The sequence below is a fragment of the Paraburkholderia largidicola genome, assembly GCF_013426895.1.
GTDB lineage: Bacteria > Pseudomonadota > Gammaproteobacteria > Burkholderiales > Burkholderiaceae > Paraburkholderia > Paraburkholderia largidicola.
In genome coordinates this window covers 2,480,102-2,499,175 of the sequence record NZ_AP023175.1, presented here as the reverse complement: position 1 = coordinate 2,499,175, position 19,074 = coordinate 2,480,102, and the positions used below count along the sequence as shown (strand labels likewise).

Genomic DNA, 19,074 nt, shown 5'->3' with positions numbered 1-19,074 from the left:
AGAAAAAGGTGGTGCGTTACTGAATGCAGATGTCTTTCCACTTCTCGACCGAATAGCGGCCCAGAATGGTCTGCACGAGCAGCACGCCTTGTCCTGCCGTCTCGAAGCGATACGCGGCGCCCGCAGGCAACAGCGCCTGATGGCCGCGGCGCAGCCGCACGAAGCCCATGCTCTTGCCCGAAGGCGTGCCGTCGAGCCGCACGCTGCCCTCCGTTTGCGCATCGACCAGCGGGCCGTCGGATGGCTTGATGAAGTGCACGTCGATCTCGCCGTCCATCACGACGCAGAACTCGTCGTGCGACGCTGTGAACCACGGTGACGTGCCTTCTGCGCGCAGCGTTTCGATCACGTACTTGAGGTTCTTGCCGACCACGATCTTCTCGTACGGCGCGGCATGGCTCGCGACTTCGAACACGTTCGACATTGCGTAGTGCTCGGGCTTGCCCTTGATGATTTCGATGGAGCCTTTACGGTAGCTGTCGAGACTCCCCAACCAGGTCTGCTGCATGTCTGCCTCCTTGAATCTTCGTTGATCCTGTCGGCCACGTCTTGCGTGGTCTTGCGTGATTCCATGGACGCAAGAGTAAGTGCCGGGAGGCGCAACAGCAATGATCCGAGGTTCGGCAAATCAGAACGCTGGGTGCGGGCAGAAGACCCCAGGGAAATTACCTGGCGGCGTCGTTCGACGCCCGCCGCGCGGGTCGCGGGCGCTCACTGGTCGGCGAGTTCTTCGCCGACGCTCTTGGTGTCTTCGTCGTCGGGCGCGATGCCGAGCGCCTTGTCCCATTGCGGCTCGCGCAGATAGCGCCCGCGCAGGAAGTCGACGAACGCCTTCACCTTCGCAGTCGAGCGATGCGACGCGGGGTACACGGCCGACAGCCACAACGGCGGCGCCGCGTAGTCGGGCAACACGCGCTCCAGCCGGCGTTCGAGCAGATCGGCGGCAGCGACCATGGTCGGCAGATAGACGACGCCTGCGCCCGCCCGCGCGAATTCGAGCAACAGGTGCACGCTATTGGTCTTCAGCACCGGATTCAGCGCGATTTCGAAGCACTCGTTGCCCTTCATCAGCGGCCACTTGTCGCCCCACGGGTAGTACGAGTAACGCGCGAAATCATGCCGCAGCAGATCGAGCGGCGTCTCGATCACGGGCTCTTCCTTCAGATAGCCGGGCGCGGCGCACAGCACGCCGCGCACGGGAAAGAGCCGTCGCTCGACGAGCAGATTCGACGCGGGCGGATAGATCTGCAACGCGAGATCGAAGCCTTCCTGCACGGGGTCGATCACGCGATCATTGACCGTCACGACGAACTCGATGCGCGGATGCGCCTCGCGAAATTCGATCAGCGCGCGCGAGAAATGACCGAGCGCGAATCCCGGCAACACATGCACGTTGAGCGTGCCCGACAGCGACTCGTGTTGCGCGGCCGAGCGGCCCGACAGATCGTGGACCTTGTTGACCAGTTCGGCGCATTCCCGGTAATACGTCTCGCCGAGTTCCGACAGACGCACTGCGCGCGTCGAACGATGAAAGAGCGGCACGCCGAAATGCTCTTCGAGCTGCTTCACGCGCGACGTGACGACGGATTTCGCCACGCCCAGCTGGCGCGCCGCGCTCGCGAAGCTCTGGGCCTCGGCGGCCCTCACGAACGCTTCCATCGACATGAACAGATCCATGCTGTCTCCTGTGCAACGCCTGCCAGATGACGGACCGTTCCCTGCTGCATGGCATGAGGAAGGCCGTTTCCACTAATAGGGTGAGTGTACGTTTTTTCGCGCGGCACATCGCGATGCGCGCCGAATCAGGATGCCGCGTAAAAACGGCAATGCCGCCGTGCAGTTTGTACAGAACAATGTGCGGCGCAACAATCCGACTATGGGTGAACGGCCTTGCTGCACCGCGGATGCAGGCAAATCCCAAAACCTGGAACGGCCGTTGCTTGATCCGGCGAAAGCTATTGCCCTGCCGCGAAGTCCGCGCGGCTGCAATCAATCGGACATGGAGGGTTCATGCGTCTGTCGATTCTGATCAATACTTCCGACCCGACCGTCAATCACGACTACGCCGTGTTGTGGCTCGACACGATCAACCACGCGTGGACGTCGCAGGATCGTCGCGGTGTCGAGTTGCCGTCGTCGGGCGAGGTGCGCGAGGACGGGCACGTCATGTCGCTGTGCGCGCGCGGCAGCGAAGCGCCGCTCGTCACGCTGTATGGCGTGCGCGTGGACCGGCACGGCAATGTGACGTCGGCGCAAGGCCAGGCGACGTGGATATCGCACTCGCGGCCCGACGCCGTCGCGGGCTTCTGGCGCTTGCAGGCCGTCGAGCGTGACGGCTCGCCTTCGATGCACCGTTAGCCGCTTTCCCCTCGCTCGAAAAAAAACGCCGTTGCTGCGCGGTGGCAGCAACGGCGTTTCTACGCCTGAGCGGTTGGATGTTTTACGTCACGCAGGCACGGTCTCGGCCATCTCCCGACGCGCCCACACGCGATGCTGGCCCATCGCTTCGATGAACGGCTTCAACACCGCCTCGACCTTGCCGTCGTCACCGATGAACACGCCATCGCCTTTCTCGGGCAGATGCGCCGCGCTCAGCACGTCCTTGCCCGCGCCGGTTGCCGCGATCGCCTTCAGATGCCGGAACGCTTCGAGCACGAAGTGGCGCGCGTCGCCCGATTGCGCGAGCGCCTTTGCGCCCTGCGCGCCGCCCACGACCACCACGCCGTCGAACATGATCGACGGCATGCCGGAGATCGTCGCATCGGGGTTCATGCCGTCGATGGCCGCGAGCGTCGGCGACACCAGCAACGGCGTGGCGCCCTGCGACTTCAGCGCCGCCTGCACGCTCTTGATGGCTGCGCCATCGCTGCCCGGCGCGGCGAGCACCGCGATCTTGCGTGTCTTGATGCCGGGCACGCCACGGTTCAGCAGGCTCAACGCCGGCGAAGGCTGTTGCTTGCCCGCTGCCCGCGCGCCCTTGGCCGGCTTCGGCAAGCCGAGACCTTCGGCCACCGTGGCGGCGAGACCCGCGTCGAAGTTAGCGAGAATCTCGTTGACCACGCGCGCGCGAATTTCCGGCTTCGTCACCTTGCCAAGTTCGAACTGATACGCGAGCGCGATGTGCTCTTGCTCGACATCGCTCATGCTCTGATAGAACAGCGCTGCCTGCGAGAAATGATCGGCGAACGATTCGCTGCGCACGCGGGTCTTCGTGCCTTCCATCGGCTCGGGGTAGCTCTCGAAGCCGCCATCCTTTGCAGCGGGATCGGTTTCCTTGGGCCACGCGTCGCTCACTGAATTCGGCTCATACGAAGCCTGGCCAACATTGATCGTCTGCCGGTGCATGCCGTCGCGCTGGTTGTTGATGTTCGGACTGACGGGACGGTTGATCGGAATCTCGTGGAAGTTCGGCCCGCCAAGCCGGCTAATCTGCGTATCCGTGTACGAGAACAGACGCCCTTGCAGCAGCGGGTCGTTGCTGAAATCGATGCCCGGCACGACGTGGCCCGGGTGGAAAGCGACCTGCTCGGTTTCGGCGAAGAAGTTGTCCGGATTTCGATTCAGCGTCATCTTGCCGATGATCTTCACGGGCACGATTTCTTCGGGCACGAGCTTGGTGGGATCGAGCAGATCGAAACCGAACGAATCCTGATCCTTCTCTTCGATGATCTGCACGCCCAGTTCGAACTCGGGATAGTCGCCGCGCTCGATGGCTTCCCACAGATCGCGCCGATGGAAATCCGGGTCCTTGCCCGCAAGCTTTTGCGCTTCGTCCCACAGCAGCGAATACGAGCCGAGCACGGGCCGCCAGTGCAGCTTGACGAGACGCGACACGCCCTTCGCGTTGACGAAGCGGAACGTGTGCACGCCGAAGCCTTCCATCGTGCGCAGGCTGCGCGGGATGGCGCGGTCCGACATCGTCCACAACACCATGTGCGTGGCCTCGGGCACCAGCGACACGAAGTCCCAGAACGTGTCGTGCGCCGATCCGCCCGTCGGCATTTCGTTCGGCGCTTCGGGCTTCACGGCATGCACGAAGTCCGGAAACTTGATCGCGTCCTGAATGAAGAACACAGGCATGTTGTTGCCGACCAGGTCGTAGTTGCCTTCCGACGTGTAGAACTTCGTCGCGAAGCCGCGCACGTCGCGCACAGTATCGGCGGAACCGCGCGGACCCTGCACGGTCGAGAAGCGCACATAGACGGGCGTTTGCAACGACGGGTGCTGTAAAAAGGCTGCCTTCGTGTATTCGGCCATCGATTCGTAGACCTGAAACACGCCATGTGCCGCCGAGCCGCGCGCATGCACGATGCGCTCGGGAATGCGCTCATGGTCGAAGTGCGTGATCTTTTCACGCATGATGAAGTCTTCCAGCAACGACGGGCCGCGCGGACCCGCGCGCAACGTGTTCTGGTTATCCGCGATTTTCACGCCCTGGTTGGTGCGCAGCGCTTCGTTTTGCGGCCGCGCGCGAGAGCGTTCGAGATCCTTCGACTTGAGATCTTCCGCAGGGGCGGAAGGCTGCTGGTTACGCTGCTTGCTTGCCATCAGTGAGTCTCCTTTGCTTGAAGAGCCGCGCGACGCACGGGGCGTCTGCGCCTGCATCCTTCAAGTCTCCGCAAGTGGCGTTCCAGAGAAAGTGATTCACCGCGAGTCAGTCGTGCTGCTCGTGCGGCATGGGGTTTGCGCTATGGAAAGCACGGGCGGGTCAACAGCACCGACTCGTGAAGATCAAACCATTTTGGGAGGTTCGACCATGAATCGCACGATGAAGAAGGTACTTGCTACTGCCCTGGTGATGGCTTTGTCCGGTGGTGTCTATGCGCAAGGCGCAGGCGGTGGCGCTGGGGCGGGTGGCGGCGCTGGAGCGGGTGGAGGCGCGGCTGGCGGTGGTAATGGCGCGGGCGGCGGCTCGTCCGGCAACGGCGTAGGCGCGGGCGGCGGCAATACGGGTGGCGCAGGCGGCGTGGCAACGCCGGGTGCAGGCGTGAACCGCATGCAGCGCGGCAGCACGAACGACAGCGGCTACGGCACGCCGGGCACGACAGCCACGGGCGGCGGCGCGGGCACAGGCACGGGCTCGACGCCCAACAGCGCCGGTATGAACCGTTCGAACAACAGTACGATGCAGCAGAACGGTATGAAGCAGCCGGGTACGAACGGCACGAATCAGGGCGGCCAGTGATGCCCTGCCCGTCCTTCGGATCGTAGAAATGGGCGGGGTTAGACGCGCCCCGGCGTCATATCGACGCCGGGGCGCTTTCGCTTGTGTTGCTCTTGCTACGACGCACCTCGATCGACGCGCGATGAACTTACGCTGCGTCCAGCGAGTCCATTGATGCACAGGCGCACGCCTGCAGACGCCGCCTCGCTCTTCGCGGAGACAAACCTTGAGTGAACGGACAGACCTGATCGTCGCGCGTCCCGAAGGCCTGTACTGCCCGCCAGGCGACTTCCATATCGATCCATGGCGGCCCGTCGAGCGCGCGATCATCACGCATGCGCATGCCGACCACGCGCGCTTCGGGCATCGCCGCTATCTCGCTGCTGAACCCGGCGCGCTCGTGCTGCAATCGCGGCTGCCGGGCATCGAGCTGCAGACGCTCGCGTATGGCGAGCGTATCGCGATCAACGGCGTCGACGTGTCGCTGCATCCGGCGGGACATGTGCTGGGCTCGGCGCAGGTGCGCGTCGAATATCGCGGCGAAGTGTGGGTCGCATCCGGCGACTACAAGCTCGACCCGGATCCGACTTGCGCGCCGTTCGAGCCCGTGCGCTGTCATACCTTCATCACCGAGTCCACCTTCGGCCTGCCCATCTATCGCTGGGACGCGCCGCAAACGGTATTCGACGGCATCGACAGCTGGTGGCGCCACAACGCGTCGACGGGTCGCGCTTCCGTGCTGTTCTGCTATTCGTTCGGCAAGGCGCAGCATATTCTCGCGGGCATCGATGCGGGGATCGGCCCGATCTTCTGTCACGGCGCGGTCGAGCCGTTGAATCGCGCGTATCGCGCAGCGGGCGTCGCGCTGCCGCCCGTGCGCCTCGTCAGCGAGATTCCCGCGACGAACAAAGAGGCCTTCCGCCAGGCACTGGTGATCGCGCCGCCGTCCGCGCAAGGCAGCGCGTGGCTGCGACGCTTCGGCGAATACAGCGACGCGTTCGCGTCGGGCTGGATGCGTCTGCGCGGCACGCGCCGGCGGCGCGGCGTCGATCGCGGCTTCGTGCTGTCCGATCATGCCGACTGGCCCGGCCTGCAAACGGCCATCGCCGCGACGGGCGCGCAGCGCGTGATCGTCACGCATGGCCAGGTCGAGCCAATGGTGCGCTGGCTGCGCGAGCAAGGTCTCGAAGCGGGTGCGTTCGCGACCGAGTACGGCGACGATGCAATCGAAGCCGATGCAGCGGCTGCCGCCAGCGAAACCGAGCCTGCAATGAGCGCCGACGTATCGACGCCCGACGCATCATGAAGCGCTTCGCCACACTCTATACCGCGCTCGACGCCACGACGTCGACACGCGACAAGCTCGATGCGCTGATCACCTATTTCCACGCCGCGCCGCCCGAAGATGCCGCGTGGGCGTCGTATTTCCTCGCGGGCGGCAAGCCGCGCCAGGCAGTGCCAACGCGCCTGCTCACCGACATCGCGCGCACCCGCGCCGGCCTGCCCGAGTGGCTGTTCGAAGAGTCGTATCAGGCTGTCGGCGATCTCGCGGAGACCATCGCGCATGTCTTGCCGCCCGCCGGGCGCACTTCGGAGCTTGGCCTCACGCAATGGATCGAGGAGCGCATCCTGACGCTGCGCGGCGCGTCGCCGGAAGCGTTGCGCGAGCGGCTCGTCGCGTACTGGGACGAACTCGACTGGAGCGGCCGCTTTCTGTTCACGAAGCTGATCGGCGGCGGCTTTCGTGTCGGTGTGGCGCGGCAACTCGTGGTGCGCGCGCTCGCCGATGTCGCCGGCGTCGATCACAAGCTGATCGCGCAGCGCATGGTCGGCTGGACCGATTCGAGCCAGCCGCCCGACGCCGCGCGCTATCTGCGCCTGATCGCGCCCGCGCCTTCCGGCGACGCAAGCGACGATGCACAAGCCGCGCACAGCCGCCACGAAAGCGAACTCGGCCTACCCTATCCGTTCTTTCTTGCGCATCCGTTGCAGGCCGATCCCGCGACGCTCGGCGAGCCGTCGTCGTGGTTCGCCGAATGGAAGTGGGACGGCATCCGCGCGCAGGTGGTGAAACGCGATGGCCGCGTGTGGGTATGGTCGCGCGGCGAAGACCTGATCACGGACCGCTTTCCGGAAGTCGTCGCGCTAGGCGAGGCGCTGCCCGACGGCACAGTGCTCGACGGCGAAATACTCGCTTGGGAACCCGGCGCGCTCGCGCCGCTGCCGTTCGCCCGGTTGCAGCCGCGCATCACGCGCAAGTCGCTGACCAAACGCGTGCTCGCCGAATCGCCGGCGACGTTTCTCGCCTACGACCTGCTCGAAGCGGACGGCGGCGATCTGCGCATGCAGCCGCTGCAGGAACGGCGTGCGCGGCTCGATGCGTTGGGAGCGACGCTCGCAGGCACGCTCGCGAAAGATCTGCTGCGCGTGTCGCCGCTCGTCGACGCACGCGACTGGAACACGCTTGCCGCGATGCGTGACGAGAGCCGCGCGCGCGGCGTCGAAGGTCTGATGCTGAAGGACCGCGCGTCGATGTATGGCGTGGGACGAACCAAGGCGTCGGGCACCTGGTGGAAGTGGAAGATCGACCCCTATGCCGTCGATGCCGTCCTGATCTACGCGCAACGCGGCCACGGCCGGCGCGCGAGCCTCTATACGGATTTCACGTTCGCCGTCTGGGACGAGGCGGACGGCGTGCGCACGCTCGTGCCCTTCGCGAAAGCGTATTCGGGCCTCACCGACGAGGAGATGCGCGAAGTCGATGCCGTCGTGCGCAAGACCACCGTCGAAAAGTTCGGCCCGGTGCGCAGCGTCACGCCGACGCTCGTGTTCGAACTCGGCTTCGAAGGCATTCAGGCGAGTCCGCGCCACAAGTCGGGCGTGGCCGTGCGCTTTCCTCGCATGCTGCGCTGGCGCACCGACAAGCACATCGACGATGCCGATACGCTCGCGACGCTGAAAGGCTTCATCGACGAACGCGAACGTGCGCGTTGATGTCCGCGTTTTTGTGCATTCTAGCCAATGGTGTCAAAATACGGCTTTTGGGCATTTCCAGGACCGAGGCAAACCATGGCAGGAGTTCGTCAGTTCAATGAAGACGACGCTTTCGCGCACGCACTGGACGTCTTCTGGCGCAAGGGCTTTCGCGCCACGTCGATGCTGGACCTCGCGGAAGCGACGGGCGTGCAGCGCGGCTCGCTGTACAACGCATACGGCGACAAGGAAGAGATCTTCATCCGCGTGTTCGAGCGCTATGCGCAGCGTTTCGTCGCGGATGCGCGCAAGGCACTCGACAAGCCCGATCTGCACGACGCTTTGACGTCGTTCTTCACGTTCGCGATCCGCTCGATCTCGCAGGGCACGCCCACGCGCGGCTGCCTGTCGACGAAAACGGCCGTCGAGATCGACCCCGACTCGCCGCGTCCGCGCGCAGCGTTGCAGGCCATGCTCGACGCGCTCGAAGCAGCCCTGCTGAACGTGCTCGACACCAAGGAAGGACGCGCGCAACTGACGCTGCCACCGCAGCAGGCAGCGAACCTGATCGTGACGACGACGCGCGGCATCGCGGTGATGGAACGCGTCTATGGCGACCCGAAGAAACTCAGGCAGACGGCGTTCGCACTCGTCGATGTGCTGGTGCGCAAACACTAAGCCATTCGCTTCAGGCGATACGCGTACGTCACGTACGGCACCGTCACGGTATCGTGCGCGGCCAGCGCCGGTTCCGACGCGATCAGCGCGCGCACCTCGTGTTCCACTTGCGCCCACTCTTCGGGCGGCAACGCGAGAATGAAGCTGGTCGAGTGCACGCGCGTGACGATCACATCTTCGACCGATCCCGTGTGCCCGTGCGGCATGTGCCGCTCTTCCAGATCACCGAACCCTTCTGCCGGAAACACGTTGCGCCATTCGCCCGTGTGATAGCGCGGCGCATCGCCTTCGCGCGCATTGACGATCGCATCGAGCCGCTCGACCCACGGCACGCGCGCATCGCGCACATTCCACACGAGCCCGAGATGGCCGCCCGGTTTCAGCACGCGGCGAATTTCGACGAGCGCTTCCGGTGTCGCGAACCAGTGGAACGACTGCGCGCACAGCACGGCATCGACGGACGCGTCGTCGAGCGGCAAGCGCTGTGCGGTGCCCTCGCGGACATCGACTTGCGGCAGCGCAGCGGCGATTTTTTCGCGCATCTGCGCGACGGGTTCGATGGCGATCACGCTCGCGCCCGTTTCGACGAGACGCGGCGTGAACTTGCCGGTGCCCGCGCCGAGATCGACAGCGATCTTGCCCGGCCCGAGCGCCAGCTCGCCTTTCAGCCAGCCTGCCAGTTCCGGCGGATAGTCGGGACGGCCTTTGACATAGGTATTCGCGCCCTTCGTATAGCCTTCCGATGCGGCGTGATGAACATGTGGCGTGGGATCGGTCATATCGGTGATCTCGGTATCGAAGCGCTTCATTGTGAACGATCCATTTACGCGCGAGCAAATGCTCGCTCCCATGACGCGCTGCCGCATGGATCAGAGGTCGCAACGTAACGCGTGCATGACAATTCGCAAGGCAAACGGGCATCGCTCTTGCAAGACTGTTGTGCGCGCGTTCACAGCGCGATAATGGTTTTCACGCCAGCGCACAGCGCATGGAGGTCGGCATGCAAGGCAGCCAGCTCACCGTGTTCGCGGCCACCACCGGCCCACGCAAGCATCATCAGACGACCGTCGGCTGGATACTCGACGAAGCGCGGCAAGCGGGCATCCAGGGCGCGACGGTTGTCGAGGTCAGCGAATGCGTGGACGTGCACGGCAAGTACCACGCGGCACGCTTTGTCGAACTCGCCGATCAGCCCGTCGCCATCACGCTCGCGGGAGAAAGCGCGCGCGTCGATGCGTTGCTCGACCGCTTGCGGCAAGGCAACGTGCCGCTCTTTTATACGCGCTGTGCAGTCGAATACGAGGTGCTCGGCAGCGGTGTGCCGTGAAAACGCGTAATCTGTTTCAGGTCTGACGCACACGCTTGACCTGGATGCTTTCGACCCACGCACTAGCGGTGCAACGCGAATCCGGGCGACAGGAGAAACGCGATGAAAACAGAGCCAAGACTCTTGCATGATGTCGGACTGTTCGATGCGGTGTTCGCTTACGTTCAGGACAAGGACCCGACGGTGCACGCAGGCGCGATGTTCGGCTGTCCGGCTGCGTTCGTCGGCTCGAATCTCGCGTTTTGCGTGTACGGCAGCGGCATCGGCATCAAGTTGCCCGCCGAACGCGCGGCGATGCTGGTGGACACGGGCCGTGCGTTCGCCTTCCAGCCGTATGGCCGCTCGGCGATGCGCGAATGGGTCGAGATACGGATACCGCGCGAGCGCGTCGGCGAAATCGCCTCGGTGCTGATCGAAGCGGTCGACTATGCGCGGCATCACGTGAGCCATGCGGGCACCAAGGCGCCGTCGGCTTCGGCGTCGCGGGCGTAGCGGGGTTGGCCCGGGGTTGGCCTCCAGATTCGGGCGTCGTGATGAACGGCTGTCAATTGACTTTCTTCACCGAGCGCAACCGGCGACACGGTCATCAGACCGTTTGTGAATGGCTGCTGCATGAGGCGCGGGCGCTTGGTATCCGTGGCGCGACGGTGGTCAGTTGCGCGCAGGGCGTTGGGCACGCGGGGGCTCTTCATGCTGCGCATGCACTTTCGCTCGGTGATCAGCCGCAGCAGCTTATTCTCGCCACTACGGATGCCGAGGCGGACCGCCTGCTGGATATCGTGCGCGCGGCGGATGTTCATGTGTTTTTTACGCGTACGCCGGTGGAGTTTGGATGGATTGGAGGTGATGGCTCGGCCGGGCGTGGGTAAGGGTTTTTTGGGTTTGTCTGCGACGCTAGGGGTGGTTTGCATTTTCGCTGGCATCCGCGTTATGCATTCGCGGCGCGGGCGTTGCCGGGCGGTGTTTTGGTTTTTTCGCTGGCATCCGCGTGATGTGATTGGTTTGCAAGCGTTGCCCCTGTGCGGGGCGGCACCTACTTTTCTTTGCCGCCGCAAAGAAAAGTAGGCAAAAGAAAGCGGCTAACACCGCCAGTTCTTGTGTTTGCCTGAGGGCCCCAACCGGTCCCACACTTCAAACGGCAGCATTTCTGTTTGCGTGCGTTGCTAACGCTCTGAACAGAAGCCTCACCCGCCTCAGATACCCGTCCAAGGGCCGGCGGCAGCGAATGGCGCGTGCCGCCCAGGTGGCAAACTGTGTGTAGGTTGTCGCACCGCACAGGGTAGTGCTCTTACTAGGAACATTAATCTTGCTACCCAGTCCGGAGTGATGCGTGCAAGGCGCGAGAGCCTACACACAGTTTGCCACCTGGGCGGCGGTGGACTGTCTGGCACGGCGTGCTGAGACGCGGGCACATGAAGCGGGTGAGGCGCACCGCAAGGGCGCTGGCAACGGACGCGAACAGGAAAGTTGCCGTGTGAAGCGTAAGACCCGTTGGGGGCCCTCAGGCAGGAACAAGAATTGGCGGTGTGAGCCGCTTTCTTTTGCCTACTTTTCTTTGCGGCGGTGTACAGACTGGAGACATCGCTGACAGGTGTACAGGGACATGACTGACACTTTCGGGTAATCAAACGCCCGGATTCCAACCATGCCCTGGGATGTAAAAGACACCATGAATCGTCGCGAAGACTTCGTCTGCGAGGCCGCCACACAGGCGCTCCCGTTCAGCGAGCTATGCCGTAAATTCAAGATCACCCGCCAGACCGGCTACAAGTGGCTCGCCCGCCACAAGTCTGAGGGTAGCAAGGGGCTGGCCGACCGCTCCCGGCGCCCGCATCACAGCCCCACACGCTCACCGGAGCACATCGAGGCACTGGTGCTGGACCTGCGCCGCGAGCATGGCTGGGGCGGACGCAAGATCGCACGGCGCCTGCGCGATCTGGGCCAGATTGAGGTTCCCGCGCCCGCCACCATCACCGAGATCCTGCGACGCCACGGGCTCATTGACGAGCAGGCGTCCCGCCAGCGCCAGCACTGGCAACGCTTCGAGCACGAGCATCCGAACTCGTTGTGGCAGATGGACTTCAAGGGCGACTTCCCGACGCTGGAGAGCGGGCGCTGCGCGCCGCTGACGGTCATCGATGACCACTCGCGCTACAACATCGTGCTGAGCGCCTGCGCGCGCACCACCACCGGGATCGTGCAGGCAGAGCTTGAGCGGGCGTTTCGCTGCTACGGGCTGCCATCGCGCATCAACACCGACAACGGCGCGCCGTGGGGCTCGCCCAGTGCGCCGGGGCAGCTCACCGAGCTCGCGGTCTGGCTGATCCGGCTGGGCATCCAGGTGAGCTATAGCCGCCCGTATCACCCGCAGACCAATGGCAAGGATGAACGGTTTCACCGCTCGCTGAAGGCCGAAGTGCTGGAGCGGCACACGTTCACCACGCACGCGCACGTGCAGCAGGTACTGGATCGCTGGCGGCAGGTGTACAACACCGAGCGTCCGCATGAGGCACTGGACATGGCGGTGCCGGTCACCCGCTACGCGTGCAGCCTGCGCAGGATGCCGGAGCGGCTGCCCGAGCCCGAATACGGTTGCGGCGATGAAGTGCTACAGGTCAATGCAAGCGGCGTGGTGCGCGTGCGAGGCGAGAAAGTGAAGCTCTCGATTGCGCTCAAGGGGCTGCAGGTGGCAGCCCGCCCGAGCGAAAACGAAGACGGAGTGATCGAGCTCTGGTTTGCCCATCAGCGAGTCGCAAAACTTGACCTGAAGACAGTAAAACCCTGACCATCATGTGTCAGCGATGTCCCTGTACATGTGTCAACCATGTCTCCAGTCTGTACACGGCGGCAAAGAAAAGTAGGTGCCGCCCCGCACAGGGGCAACGCGTGAAGCACGCTAACAAATCGCGGATGCCACCGCAAACCAAAACAAACCCACCAGCGTCGCAGGCAAAGCAAAGTCCCGCCCCACACAGGGGCAAATCCAGTTGTAACCACAACGTCATGGCACTCGACAGACCGTCTATGCAATAATCAACGTTCACTTACATCGCTCGCCGCCCGTGCTGCTTGCCATCAAGGCTTTTATCGCTCCCGTCATCGTCGCCTGCGCGATGTTCATGGAGAGCGTCGATGCGAATGTCATCGTCACTGCGCTGCCTGAAATGGCGCGCGCCTTCGGCCGGGACCCCGTCACGCTGAAAATCGCCGTCACCAGCTACGTGCTGGGGCTCGGCGTGTTCATTCCCGTTTGCGGATGGCTGGCCGACCGTTTCGGCGCGCGCTCGGTGTTCCGCACGGCAATCGGCATCTTCGTGGTCGGCTCGCTGGCGTGCGCGGCCTCGACATCGCTTGCGACATTTACGGTCGCGCGCTTCATACAGGGCGTGGGCGGCGCGATGATGGTGCCTGTCGGGCGGATCATCATCTTTCGCGTGGTGGAGCGTTCCGAGTACATCCGCGCGATGAACTACCTGAGCGTGCCCGCGATGCTCGGACCCGCGGCCGGGCCGCTGCTCGGCGGCTTCATCACGACTTATCTGCATTGGCGGCTGATTTTCTTCATCAACATTCCCGTCGGCATTCTGGGCATCTGGCTCACCAACAAGTACATCAAGAACACGCGTGAGCCGCATCCGGGTCCGCTCGACTGGGTCGGTTTCGTTCTGTCGGCGGGCGGGGCGTCGCTGTTTCTGCTCGGGCTTTCGCTCACCGACGGCGAACTGGTGACGGGCACGACGGCGACCGTGATGACGGTGATCGGCGCGGTGATGCTCGGGATTTATGTGCTCTATGCGCGACGTGTCGAGCGTCCATTGCTCGATTTGCGGTTTTTTCGCGTGCCGACGTTTCAGGCGAGCGTGCTGGGTGGTTCGTTGTTTCGTATCGGGCTTGGTGCCGTGCCGTTTTTGCTGCCGCTCGTGCTGCAGGAAGGGCTTGGGATGAGCGCGTTCGAATCGGGGTTGATTACGTGTGCGTCGGCGTTTGGCGGCATGTTCATGCGGACGCTGGCTGCCACTGTCTTGCGACGCTGGGGTTTTCGCACTGTGTTGATGTACAACGCGGCGTATTCGGGTATCGCGATTGCCGCGTGTGGGGCGTTTTTTCCCGGGACGCCGACGTGGTTGATCTGGCTCATTGTGCTGCTTGGTGGGTTCTTTCCTGCTTTGCAGTTTACGAGTTTGAACTCGATGACTTATGCGGAGATCGAAAGTCGTGATGTGGGTCGGGCGACTAGTCTCGGCAGTGTTGTGCAGCAGATTTCTCTCGGGCTTGGGGTTACCGTTGCGGGTATTGTTTTGTCGATTACTCGCGCTGTGCATGGGCATGCTGCGCTGCAGTGGTCGGATTTCTGGCCAGCGTTTGTTGTGGTTGGGTTCTGTTCGTTTGCTTCGATTCTTGTTACCAGGAAGTTGTCGGCTAATGCTGGGGATGAGATCGTGAGGGGGAAGCGGGAGATCACCACGAAGTAGGGTTTTTTGTTGTCTGCGACGCTGGGTGGTTTGCTTGTGTTTGCGCTGGCATCCGCGGTTGCGTTTTCTCGGCGCGGGAGGGTTAGGTATGCGGGTCTTTTCGCTGGCATCCGCGATTTGTTATCTAGCTTCACGCGTTGCCCCTGTGCGGGGCGGCACCTATTTTTCTTTGCCGCCGCAAAGAAAAGTAGGCAAAAGAAAGCGGCTCACACCGCCAATCCTTGTTCCTGCCTGAGGGCCCCCAACCGGTCCCGCGCTTCATACGGCAGCGTATCTGTTCCCCTGCGTTGCCAACGCTTTGAATCAACGCCTCACCCGCTTCGAGCACCCGTGGTAAGGGTCATTAGTGTCGAACAATTTCGACCCCATAGGTGGCAAACTGTGTGTAGGTTGTCGCGTCGTATAGGATCGCGCTCTTACAGGGTGGAACGCATGCGCGGCGGTCGGAGCGAGGCGTGTGAGGTACTACGGCCTACACACAGTTTGCCACCTGGGCGGCCGCGGAGCATCTGGCACGTCATGCGGTAATGCGGGTGCGTGGAGCGGGTGAGGCGTACAGAGAGGACGTTGGCAACGAGCGCGAAGCAGGGCGTTGCCGCTTGAAGCGTAAGACCCTACGGGGGCCCTCAGGCAAATACTAGATCTGGCGGTGTGAGCCGCTTTCTTTTGCCTACTTTTCTTTGCGGCGGCAAAGAAAAGTAGGTGCCGCCCCGCACAGGGGCAACGTTTGAAGCACCAGTAACAAAATGCGGATGCCAGCACAAACACAAGCAAACCACCCAGCGTCGCAGACAGAGAAAAAAGGAGCCACTGCCATGCCAGAAACATCGATCAGCCGCTACCCCGTCCCGACCCCGGGCGAATGGCCCGACGACATCCGCGCGCGAATACTGGAAGTCCAGGCCAAAGCGGGCTTCGTCCCGAACGTCTTCCTGACACTGGCTCATCGCCCGGACGAATTCCGGGCCTTCTTCGCCTACCACGATGCCTTGATGCTGAAAGAAGGCGGTCTCACCAAAGGCGAGCGCGAAATGATCGTCGTCGCAACGAGCGCGGTGAACAATTGCCTCTACTGCGTAGTCGCGCACGGCGCCATCCTGCGCATCTACGAAAAGCAACCGTTGCTAGCGGATCAACTAGCAGTGAATCATCGAAAGGCCGACATCACCCCACGCCAGAAAGCAATGCTGGATTTCGCCATAAAAGTGTGCAGCGATTCAGCCTCCATCAACGACGAAGACTTCAAAACACTACGCGACTACGGCTTCGACGATGCCGACATCTGGGACATCACCGCCATCACCGCGTTCTTCGGCCTGTCGAACCGCATGGCCAACGTCATCTCGATGCGCCCCAACGACGAGTTCTACCTGATGGGCCGCATCCCACGCGAATAGAAGTCAGCCAGGAGCACTACTGCTCCATTGCCCGCGAGCGCGGCGCCAGCGGCGACGACATCAGCGCGTCCAGCGACATCGGCCGCGCCAGGTGATACCCCTGCCCGTGCGCCGCGCCGATCGTGCGCAACAGTTCCAGCGTCGACTGGTCCTCGATGCCCTCCGCAACCACCGTCAGTTCGAGCGACTCCGCCATCCGCACGATCGCGCGCACAATCGCGCGGCTGCGCGCGCTTTGTGTCAACTCGAGCACGAACGACTTGTCGATCTTCAATCCGCTGAATCGGTACTGGTGCACATAGCTCAATGAAGAAAAGCCTGTGCCGAAATCGTCGAGCACGACGCACATGCCGTTATCCGCGAGGCTTTGCATCGTCGTGCGCGCAAGGTCCGGCTCGGCAACGAGCGCGCCTTCCGTCAGCTCGAGTGAAATGCGCGAAGGATGCACGCCATAACGTTTCAACAGTTCGAGCAGTTCGTCCGCGAACTCGGGGCGCGTGATGCTGTAGCTGGACAGATTCACCTGCACGGGCGGCCAGTCGATATGCTCCGGCTGCGCGAGAATCTCCGCCACACGCGTCAGCATGTACATGTCCAGTCGCCCGATCAGCTTCAGCCCTTCCACCGCGGGCAAGAATCGCCCCGGCGCCCAGACCTCGCCGTTCGGCTGCCGCCAGCGGATCAACGCTTCTAGCGCAACGAGCTGGCCGCTGCCGATATCGACGATCGGCTGGAAATACGGCACCAGCTCGTCATCGCGCTTGAGCGCATTGCGCAGCGCGCCCTCCGTTTCGATCTGATCCGACAGCTCACGGCGCATCTGGTGGTTGAACACCGCGAAGCTGTCCCGGCCGCGATTCTTCACGCGGTACATCGCGGCATCGGCGTCGCGCAGCAGATCGGCGGGTTCGCGGTGATGCGCGCTGTCCGCGCTCACCACGCCGACGCTGCACGACGTGAACACGGTCTGCTCGCCGATGTTGAACGGCGTATCGAAAGCCGCCAGGATGCGCTCCGCGAGCGACAGCACCGTTTGCAGGTTCGCGCCCGGCACGACGACGGCGAACTCGTCGCCGCCCAGACGCGCGAGCAGATCGTCGCGCCGCAAGCATTCGCGCAACCGACCCGCCACGTCGACGAGCAATGCATCGCCGAACAGATGACCGAGACTGTCGTTGACGACCTTGAAGCGGTCGAGGTCGATGAACAGCACGGACAACGGCTCGCCGCGCTTGCTGTAGCCAAGCCACGCCGCTTCGAGCCGCTCGTACAGATGCGAGCGGTTCGGCAGGCCCGTCAGTGCGTCGTGATAGTTCTCGTGCAACAGCCGCGCGTTGGCCGCGTCGAGTTCCTGCGTGCGCACCAGCACGCGCGCTTCGAGTTCGAGATTCGCCGCATGCTGCGCTTCCGCGACGCGCCGCCGCGACAGCGCCGTATCGATGTGGCGCGACACGAAGGTCAGCAGTTCCTGATCGCGCCTGTCGTAACGCACGCTCGACGAATAGCTCTGCACGACGAGCACGCCGCGCACCACGCTGCCATCGAACAGCGGCACGCCAAGCCACGAACGCAAGCGGATGTTCTCGCTGTCCAGCTTGATCTCGCCCGCCTCGACGAGACGCACGGCGTCGCTGGTGTCGAGCAGGCAAGGCACGCGCTGGCGGATCACATACTCGGTCAACCCCCGCTCGCCGCGGCGCGGCGCTGGTATGTCGTGCTGCGTTTCGTCGATGTAATACGGAAACGACACTTCCGCCGTCGCGGGTTCGAACAGCGCGATATAGAAGTTCTTCGCATACAGCAGCCCGCCCACGATCGCATGCAGACTGCGAAAGAACTTGCCGATATCGACCGATTGACTCGACAGCTCGGCGATCTCGAACAGCGCTGCCTGCAGATGCTGCGCGCGCTCGCGCTCGGCGATTTCCGCGCGCAGCGTGTCGTTCAGCCGCGACAGCTCGGCCGTGCGGCGCGCCACTTCGGCTTCGAGGCCGACGCGGTGCAGAATACGGTCGAGCGCCATCGCCACGTGCCGCGCAACGACCAGAAACAGCGCGCGGTCTTCAGCGCTATAGATGCGCGACGCGTCGTAGACCTGCATCGTCACCATGCCGAACACTTCGTCCGACGCGTTCTTCAGCGGCGCGCCCATCCAGAACTTCGGCCGGTGCCCGACGCAGTAGAAGCGCCCCGTCGCGGCCGCATCGATGATGCCCTTCTCGTCGATCAGCAGCGGCTGGCCTGTGGTCAGCACGTAACCCGTGAGCGACAGGCGCTCGGGGTCGACCATGTCCATGTGATTCGTGTCGACGGCTTCCGTGTCGATCAGGTCGATGTAATACGGATACGTGACGGCGCCCGTTTCGCCGTCGTAGAGCGCGAGATAGAAGTTCTCCGCGTCGATCAGCGTGCCAAGACGCTCGTGAATGGCCTGCAGGAATTCGCCGCGCTCGCTGATCGAACTGGCCAGATACGCGATGTCGTACAGCACGCGCTGCACGTTTTGTGCGCGCACCAGCGCGTCGGCCTGCATCTGTTCGCCGATCGCGCGCGCGAGCGCCGCAAAGGCGGGGTCCGACGCGAACGACGCGGGCGCGAGCAGCCAGCCGAGCGCAAGATCGCTGCGGCCCGTCGGCCACGCGAACCAGCCGCGCTCGACGCAGGCGTCGTGCAGCATCGCGGGCACGATCGAGCGCGGCCAATCGAACCGCGTCGCACCTTCGCGCACCAGTTCGAGATGCTGGCCCGCGCGATACCATGCCCAGGGCACGCCGCGCGCCTCCACCGCACGCGCTGCGTCGTCGATCGATTGCGAGCCCGCCCCGCCTGCCGACAGATCGGCATTCCACATAAATCAGCCCTCGTGCCGTCCCGTGATTGTTTTCCGCCTCGAACCGTTATATCGACGTAAGCAACAGCAAACTTAATGTATCTGGCCCGCAAAAAAAATGGCTCAAGCACACGAAAACGTTTGCTTGAAGATTTTTCGAATGCGGTTTTGCCCTGATTGCTGCGGAATGCGATTTGCTGTTTAGCTGACGTCCGCGCCGCTCATGCGAAGCA

At 63.4% G+C, this 19,074-nt stretch carries 16 protein-coding genes; 11 read left to right on the top strand and 5 right to left on the bottom strand.

Annotated elements, in window-relative coordinates:
- Nucleotides 1-16 precede the first annotated feature (16 nt).
- A complete protein-coding gene (locus PPGU16_RS27860) occupies nt 17-508 on the bottom strand; it encodes a cupin domain-containing protein (RefSeq protein ID WP_180723592.1) in 492 nt (163 codons plus the stop codon).
- 203 nt (nt 509-711) lie between these two features.
- Nucleotides 712-1,677 (bottom strand): LysR family transcriptional regulator, encoded by a 966-nt coding sequence (locus PPGU16_RS27855; RefSeq protein WP_180723591.1) that lies wholly within the window; start codon nt 1,675-1,677, stop codon nt 712-714.
- Nucleotides 1,678-2,010: 333 nt separating this feature from the next.
- Here PPGU16_RS27855 and PPGU16_RS27850 point away from each other — a divergent pair, with 333 nt between their 5' ends.
- Nucleotides 2,011-2,358, top strand: coding sequence for a DUF3564 family protein (locus tag PPGU16_RS27850; protein ID WP_180723590.1), 348 nt, complete (start codon nt 2,011-2,013; stop codon nt 2,356-2,358).
- 87 nt (nt 2,359-2,445) lie between these two features.
- Here the strand turns inward: PPGU16_RS27850 and katE are convergent, their stop codons facing one another.
- Nucleotides 2,446-4,548: a catalase HPII gene (gene katE / locus PPGU16_RS27845; protein ID WP_180723589.1), complete on the bottom strand. Its 2,103-nt coding sequence runs from the start codon at nt 4,546-4,548 to the stop codon at nt 2,446-2,448.
- Nucleotides 4,549-4,756: 208 nt separating this feature from the next.
- Here katE and PPGU16_RS27840 point away from each other — a divergent pair, with 208 nt between their 5' ends.
- From PPGU16_RS27840 to PPGU16_RS27825, 4 genes are all read left to right on the top strand, one after another.
- Nucleotides 4,757-5,185 (top strand): hypothetical protein, encoded by a 429-nt coding sequence (locus PPGU16_RS27840; RefSeq protein WP_180723588.1) that lies wholly within the window; start codon nt 4,757-4,759, stop codon nt 5,183-5,185.
- A 205-nt stretch (nt 5,186-5,390) separates the two neighbouring features.
- Entirely contained in the window at nt 5,391-6,470 is a 1,080-nt protein-coding gene (locus PPGU16_RS27835) for a ligase-associated DNA damage response exonuclease (RefSeq protein WP_180723587.1), read from the top strand.
- Nucleotides 6,467-8,158: an ATP-dependent DNA ligase gene (locus PPGU16_RS27830; protein WP_180723586.1), complete on the top strand. Its 1,692-nt coding sequence runs from the start codon at nt 6,467-6,469 to the stop codon at nt 8,156-8,158. The genes PPGU16_RS27835 and PPGU16_RS27830 overlap by 4 nt, the downstream gene beginning before the upstream one ends.
- A gap of 75 nt (nt 8,159-8,233) precedes the next feature.
- The gene (locus PPGU16_RS27825) at nt 8,234-8,815 is read left to right on the top strand and encodes a TetR/AcrR family transcriptional regulator (RefSeq protein ID WP_180723585.1); all 582 of its coding nucleotides are present in this window, start codon (nt 8,234-8,236) and stop codon (nt 8,813-8,815) included.
- Here PPGU16_RS27825 and PPGU16_RS27820 read toward each other — a convergent pair.
- Nucleotides 8,812-9,624, bottom strand: coding sequence for a class I SAM-dependent methyltransferase (locus PPGU16_RS27820; RefSeq protein WP_197986842.1), 813 nt, complete (start codon nt 9,622-9,624; stop codon nt 8,812-8,814). The genes PPGU16_RS27825 and PPGU16_RS27820 overlap by 4 nt on opposite strands.
- A gap of 191 nt (nt 9,625-9,815) precedes the next feature.
- Between PPGU16_RS27820 and PPGU16_RS27815 the strand changes: the two genes are divergently transcribed.
- The 6 genes from PPGU16_RS27815 to PPGU16_RS27790 all read left to right on the top strand — a co-directional run bounded on the left by PPGU16_RS27815 (nt 9,816) and on the right by PPGU16_RS27790 (nt 16,011).
- Nucleotides 9,816-10,142 carry a DUF190 domain-containing protein gene (locus tag PPGU16_RS27815; RefSeq protein ID WP_180723584.1) on the top strand — a complete coding sequence of 109 codons (327 nt, stop codon included), beginning with the start codon at nt 9,816-9,818 and terminating at the stop codon, nt 10,140-10,142.
- Nucleotides 10,143-10,244: 102 nt separating this feature from the next.
- Complete coding sequence (locus tag PPGU16_RS27810) at nt 10,245-10,634, top strand: hypothetical protein (RefSeq protein ID WP_180723583.1); 390 nt, start codon at nt 10,245-10,247, stop codon at nt 10,632-10,634.
- A 41-nt stretch (nt 10,635-10,675) separates the two neighbouring features.
- Nucleotides 10,676-11,011 (top strand): DUF190 domain-containing protein, encoded by a 336-nt coding sequence (locus tag PPGU16_RS27805; RefSeq protein WP_180723582.1) that lies wholly within the window; start codon nt 10,676-10,678, stop codon nt 11,009-11,011.
- A gap of 776 nt (nt 11,012-11,787) precedes the next feature.
- Nucleotides 11,788-12,927 (top strand): IS481 family transposase, encoded by a 1,140-nt coding sequence (locus PPGU16_RS27800; protein ID WP_180720102.1) that lies wholly within the window; start codon nt 11,788-11,790, stop codon nt 12,925-12,927.
- Between the two features lie 277 nt (nt 12,928-13,204).
- On the top strand, nt 13,205-14,614 hold the full coding sequence (locus tag PPGU16_RS27795) for an MFS transporter (RefSeq protein ID WP_180723581.1): 1,410 nt from the start codon (nt 13,205-13,207) through the stop codon (nt 14,612-14,614).
- 815 nt (nt 14,615-15,429) lie between these two features.
- Nucleotides 15,430-16,011, top strand: a complete 582-nt coding sequence (locus tag PPGU16_RS27790) for a peroxidase-related enzyme (protein ID WP_180723580.1) — start codon at nt 15,430-15,432, stop codon at nt 16,009-16,011.
- A gap of 16 nt (nt 16,012-16,027) precedes the next feature.
- Here the strand turns inward: PPGU16_RS27790 and PPGU16_RS27785 are convergent, their stop codons facing one another.
- Nucleotides 16,028-18,862, bottom strand: coding sequence for a sensor domain-containing phosphodiesterase (locus PPGU16_RS27785; RefSeq protein ID WP_180723579.1), 2,835 nt, complete (start codon nt 18,860-18,862; stop codon nt 16,028-16,030).
- Between the last annotated feature and the right edge of the window lie 212 nt (nt 18,863-19,074).

What these genes read in the sequence shown, in the direction of transcription:
- PPGU16_RS27855 (WP_180723591.1), bottom strand. Translation starts at nt 1,677, where the DNA reads ATGGATCTGTTCATGTCGATGGAAGCGTTCGTGAGGGCCGCCGAGGCC.
- PPGU16_RS27800 (WP_180720102.1), top strand. Translation starts at nt 11,788, where the DNA reads ATGCCCTGGGATGTAAAAGACACCATGAATCGTCGCGAAGACTTCGTC.
- PPGU16_RS27790 (WP_180723580.1), top strand. Translation starts at nt 15,430, where the DNA reads ATGCCAGAAACATCGATCAGCCGCTACCCCGTCCCGACCCCGGGCGAA.
- PPGU16_RS27860 (WP_180723592.1), bottom strand. Translation starts at nt 508, where the DNA reads ATGCAGCAGACCTGGTTGGGGAGTCTCGACAGCTACCGTAAAGGCTCC.
- PPGU16_RS27810 (WP_180723583.1), top strand. Translation starts at nt 10,245, where the DNA reads ATGAAAACAGAGCCAAGACTCTTGCATGATGTCGGACTGTTCGATGCG.
- PPGU16_RS27850 (WP_180723590.1), top strand. Translation starts at nt 2,011, where the DNA reads ATGCGTCTGTCGATTCTGATCAATACTTCCGACCCGACCGTCAATCAC.
- PPGU16_RS27820 (WP_197986842.1), bottom strand. Translation starts at nt 9,624, where the DNA reads ATGAAGCGCTTCGATACCGAGATCACCGATATGACCGATCCCACGCCA.
- katE (WP_180723589.1), bottom strand. Translation starts at nt 4,548, where the DNA reads ATGGCAAGCAAGCAGCGTAACCAGCAGCCTTCCGCCCCTGCGGAAGAT.
- PPGU16_RS27830 (WP_180723586.1), top strand. Translation starts at nt 6,467, where the DNA reads ATGAAGCGCTTCGCCACACTCTATACCGCGCTCGACGCCACGACGTCG.
- PPGU16_RS27805 (WP_180723582.1), top strand. Translation starts at nt 10,676, where the DNA reads ATGAACGGCTGTCAATTGACTTTCTTCACCGAGCGCAACCGGCGACAC.
- PPGU16_RS27785 (WP_180723579.1), bottom strand. Translation starts at nt 18,862, where the DNA reads ATGTGGAATGCCGATCTGTCGGCAGGCGGGGCGGGCTCGCAATCGATC.
- PPGU16_RS27815 (WP_180723584.1), top strand. Translation starts at nt 9,816, where the DNA reads ATGCAAGGCAGCCAGCTCACCGTGTTCGCGGCCACCACCGGCCCACGC.
- PPGU16_RS27825 (WP_180723585.1), top strand. Translation starts at nt 8,234, where the DNA reads ATGGCAGGAGTTCGTCAGTTCAATGAAGACGACGCTTTCGCGCACGCA.
- PPGU16_RS27840 (WP_180723588.1), top strand. Translation starts at nt 4,757, where the DNA reads ATGAATCGCACGATGAAGAAGGTACTTGCTACTGCCCTGGTGATGGCT.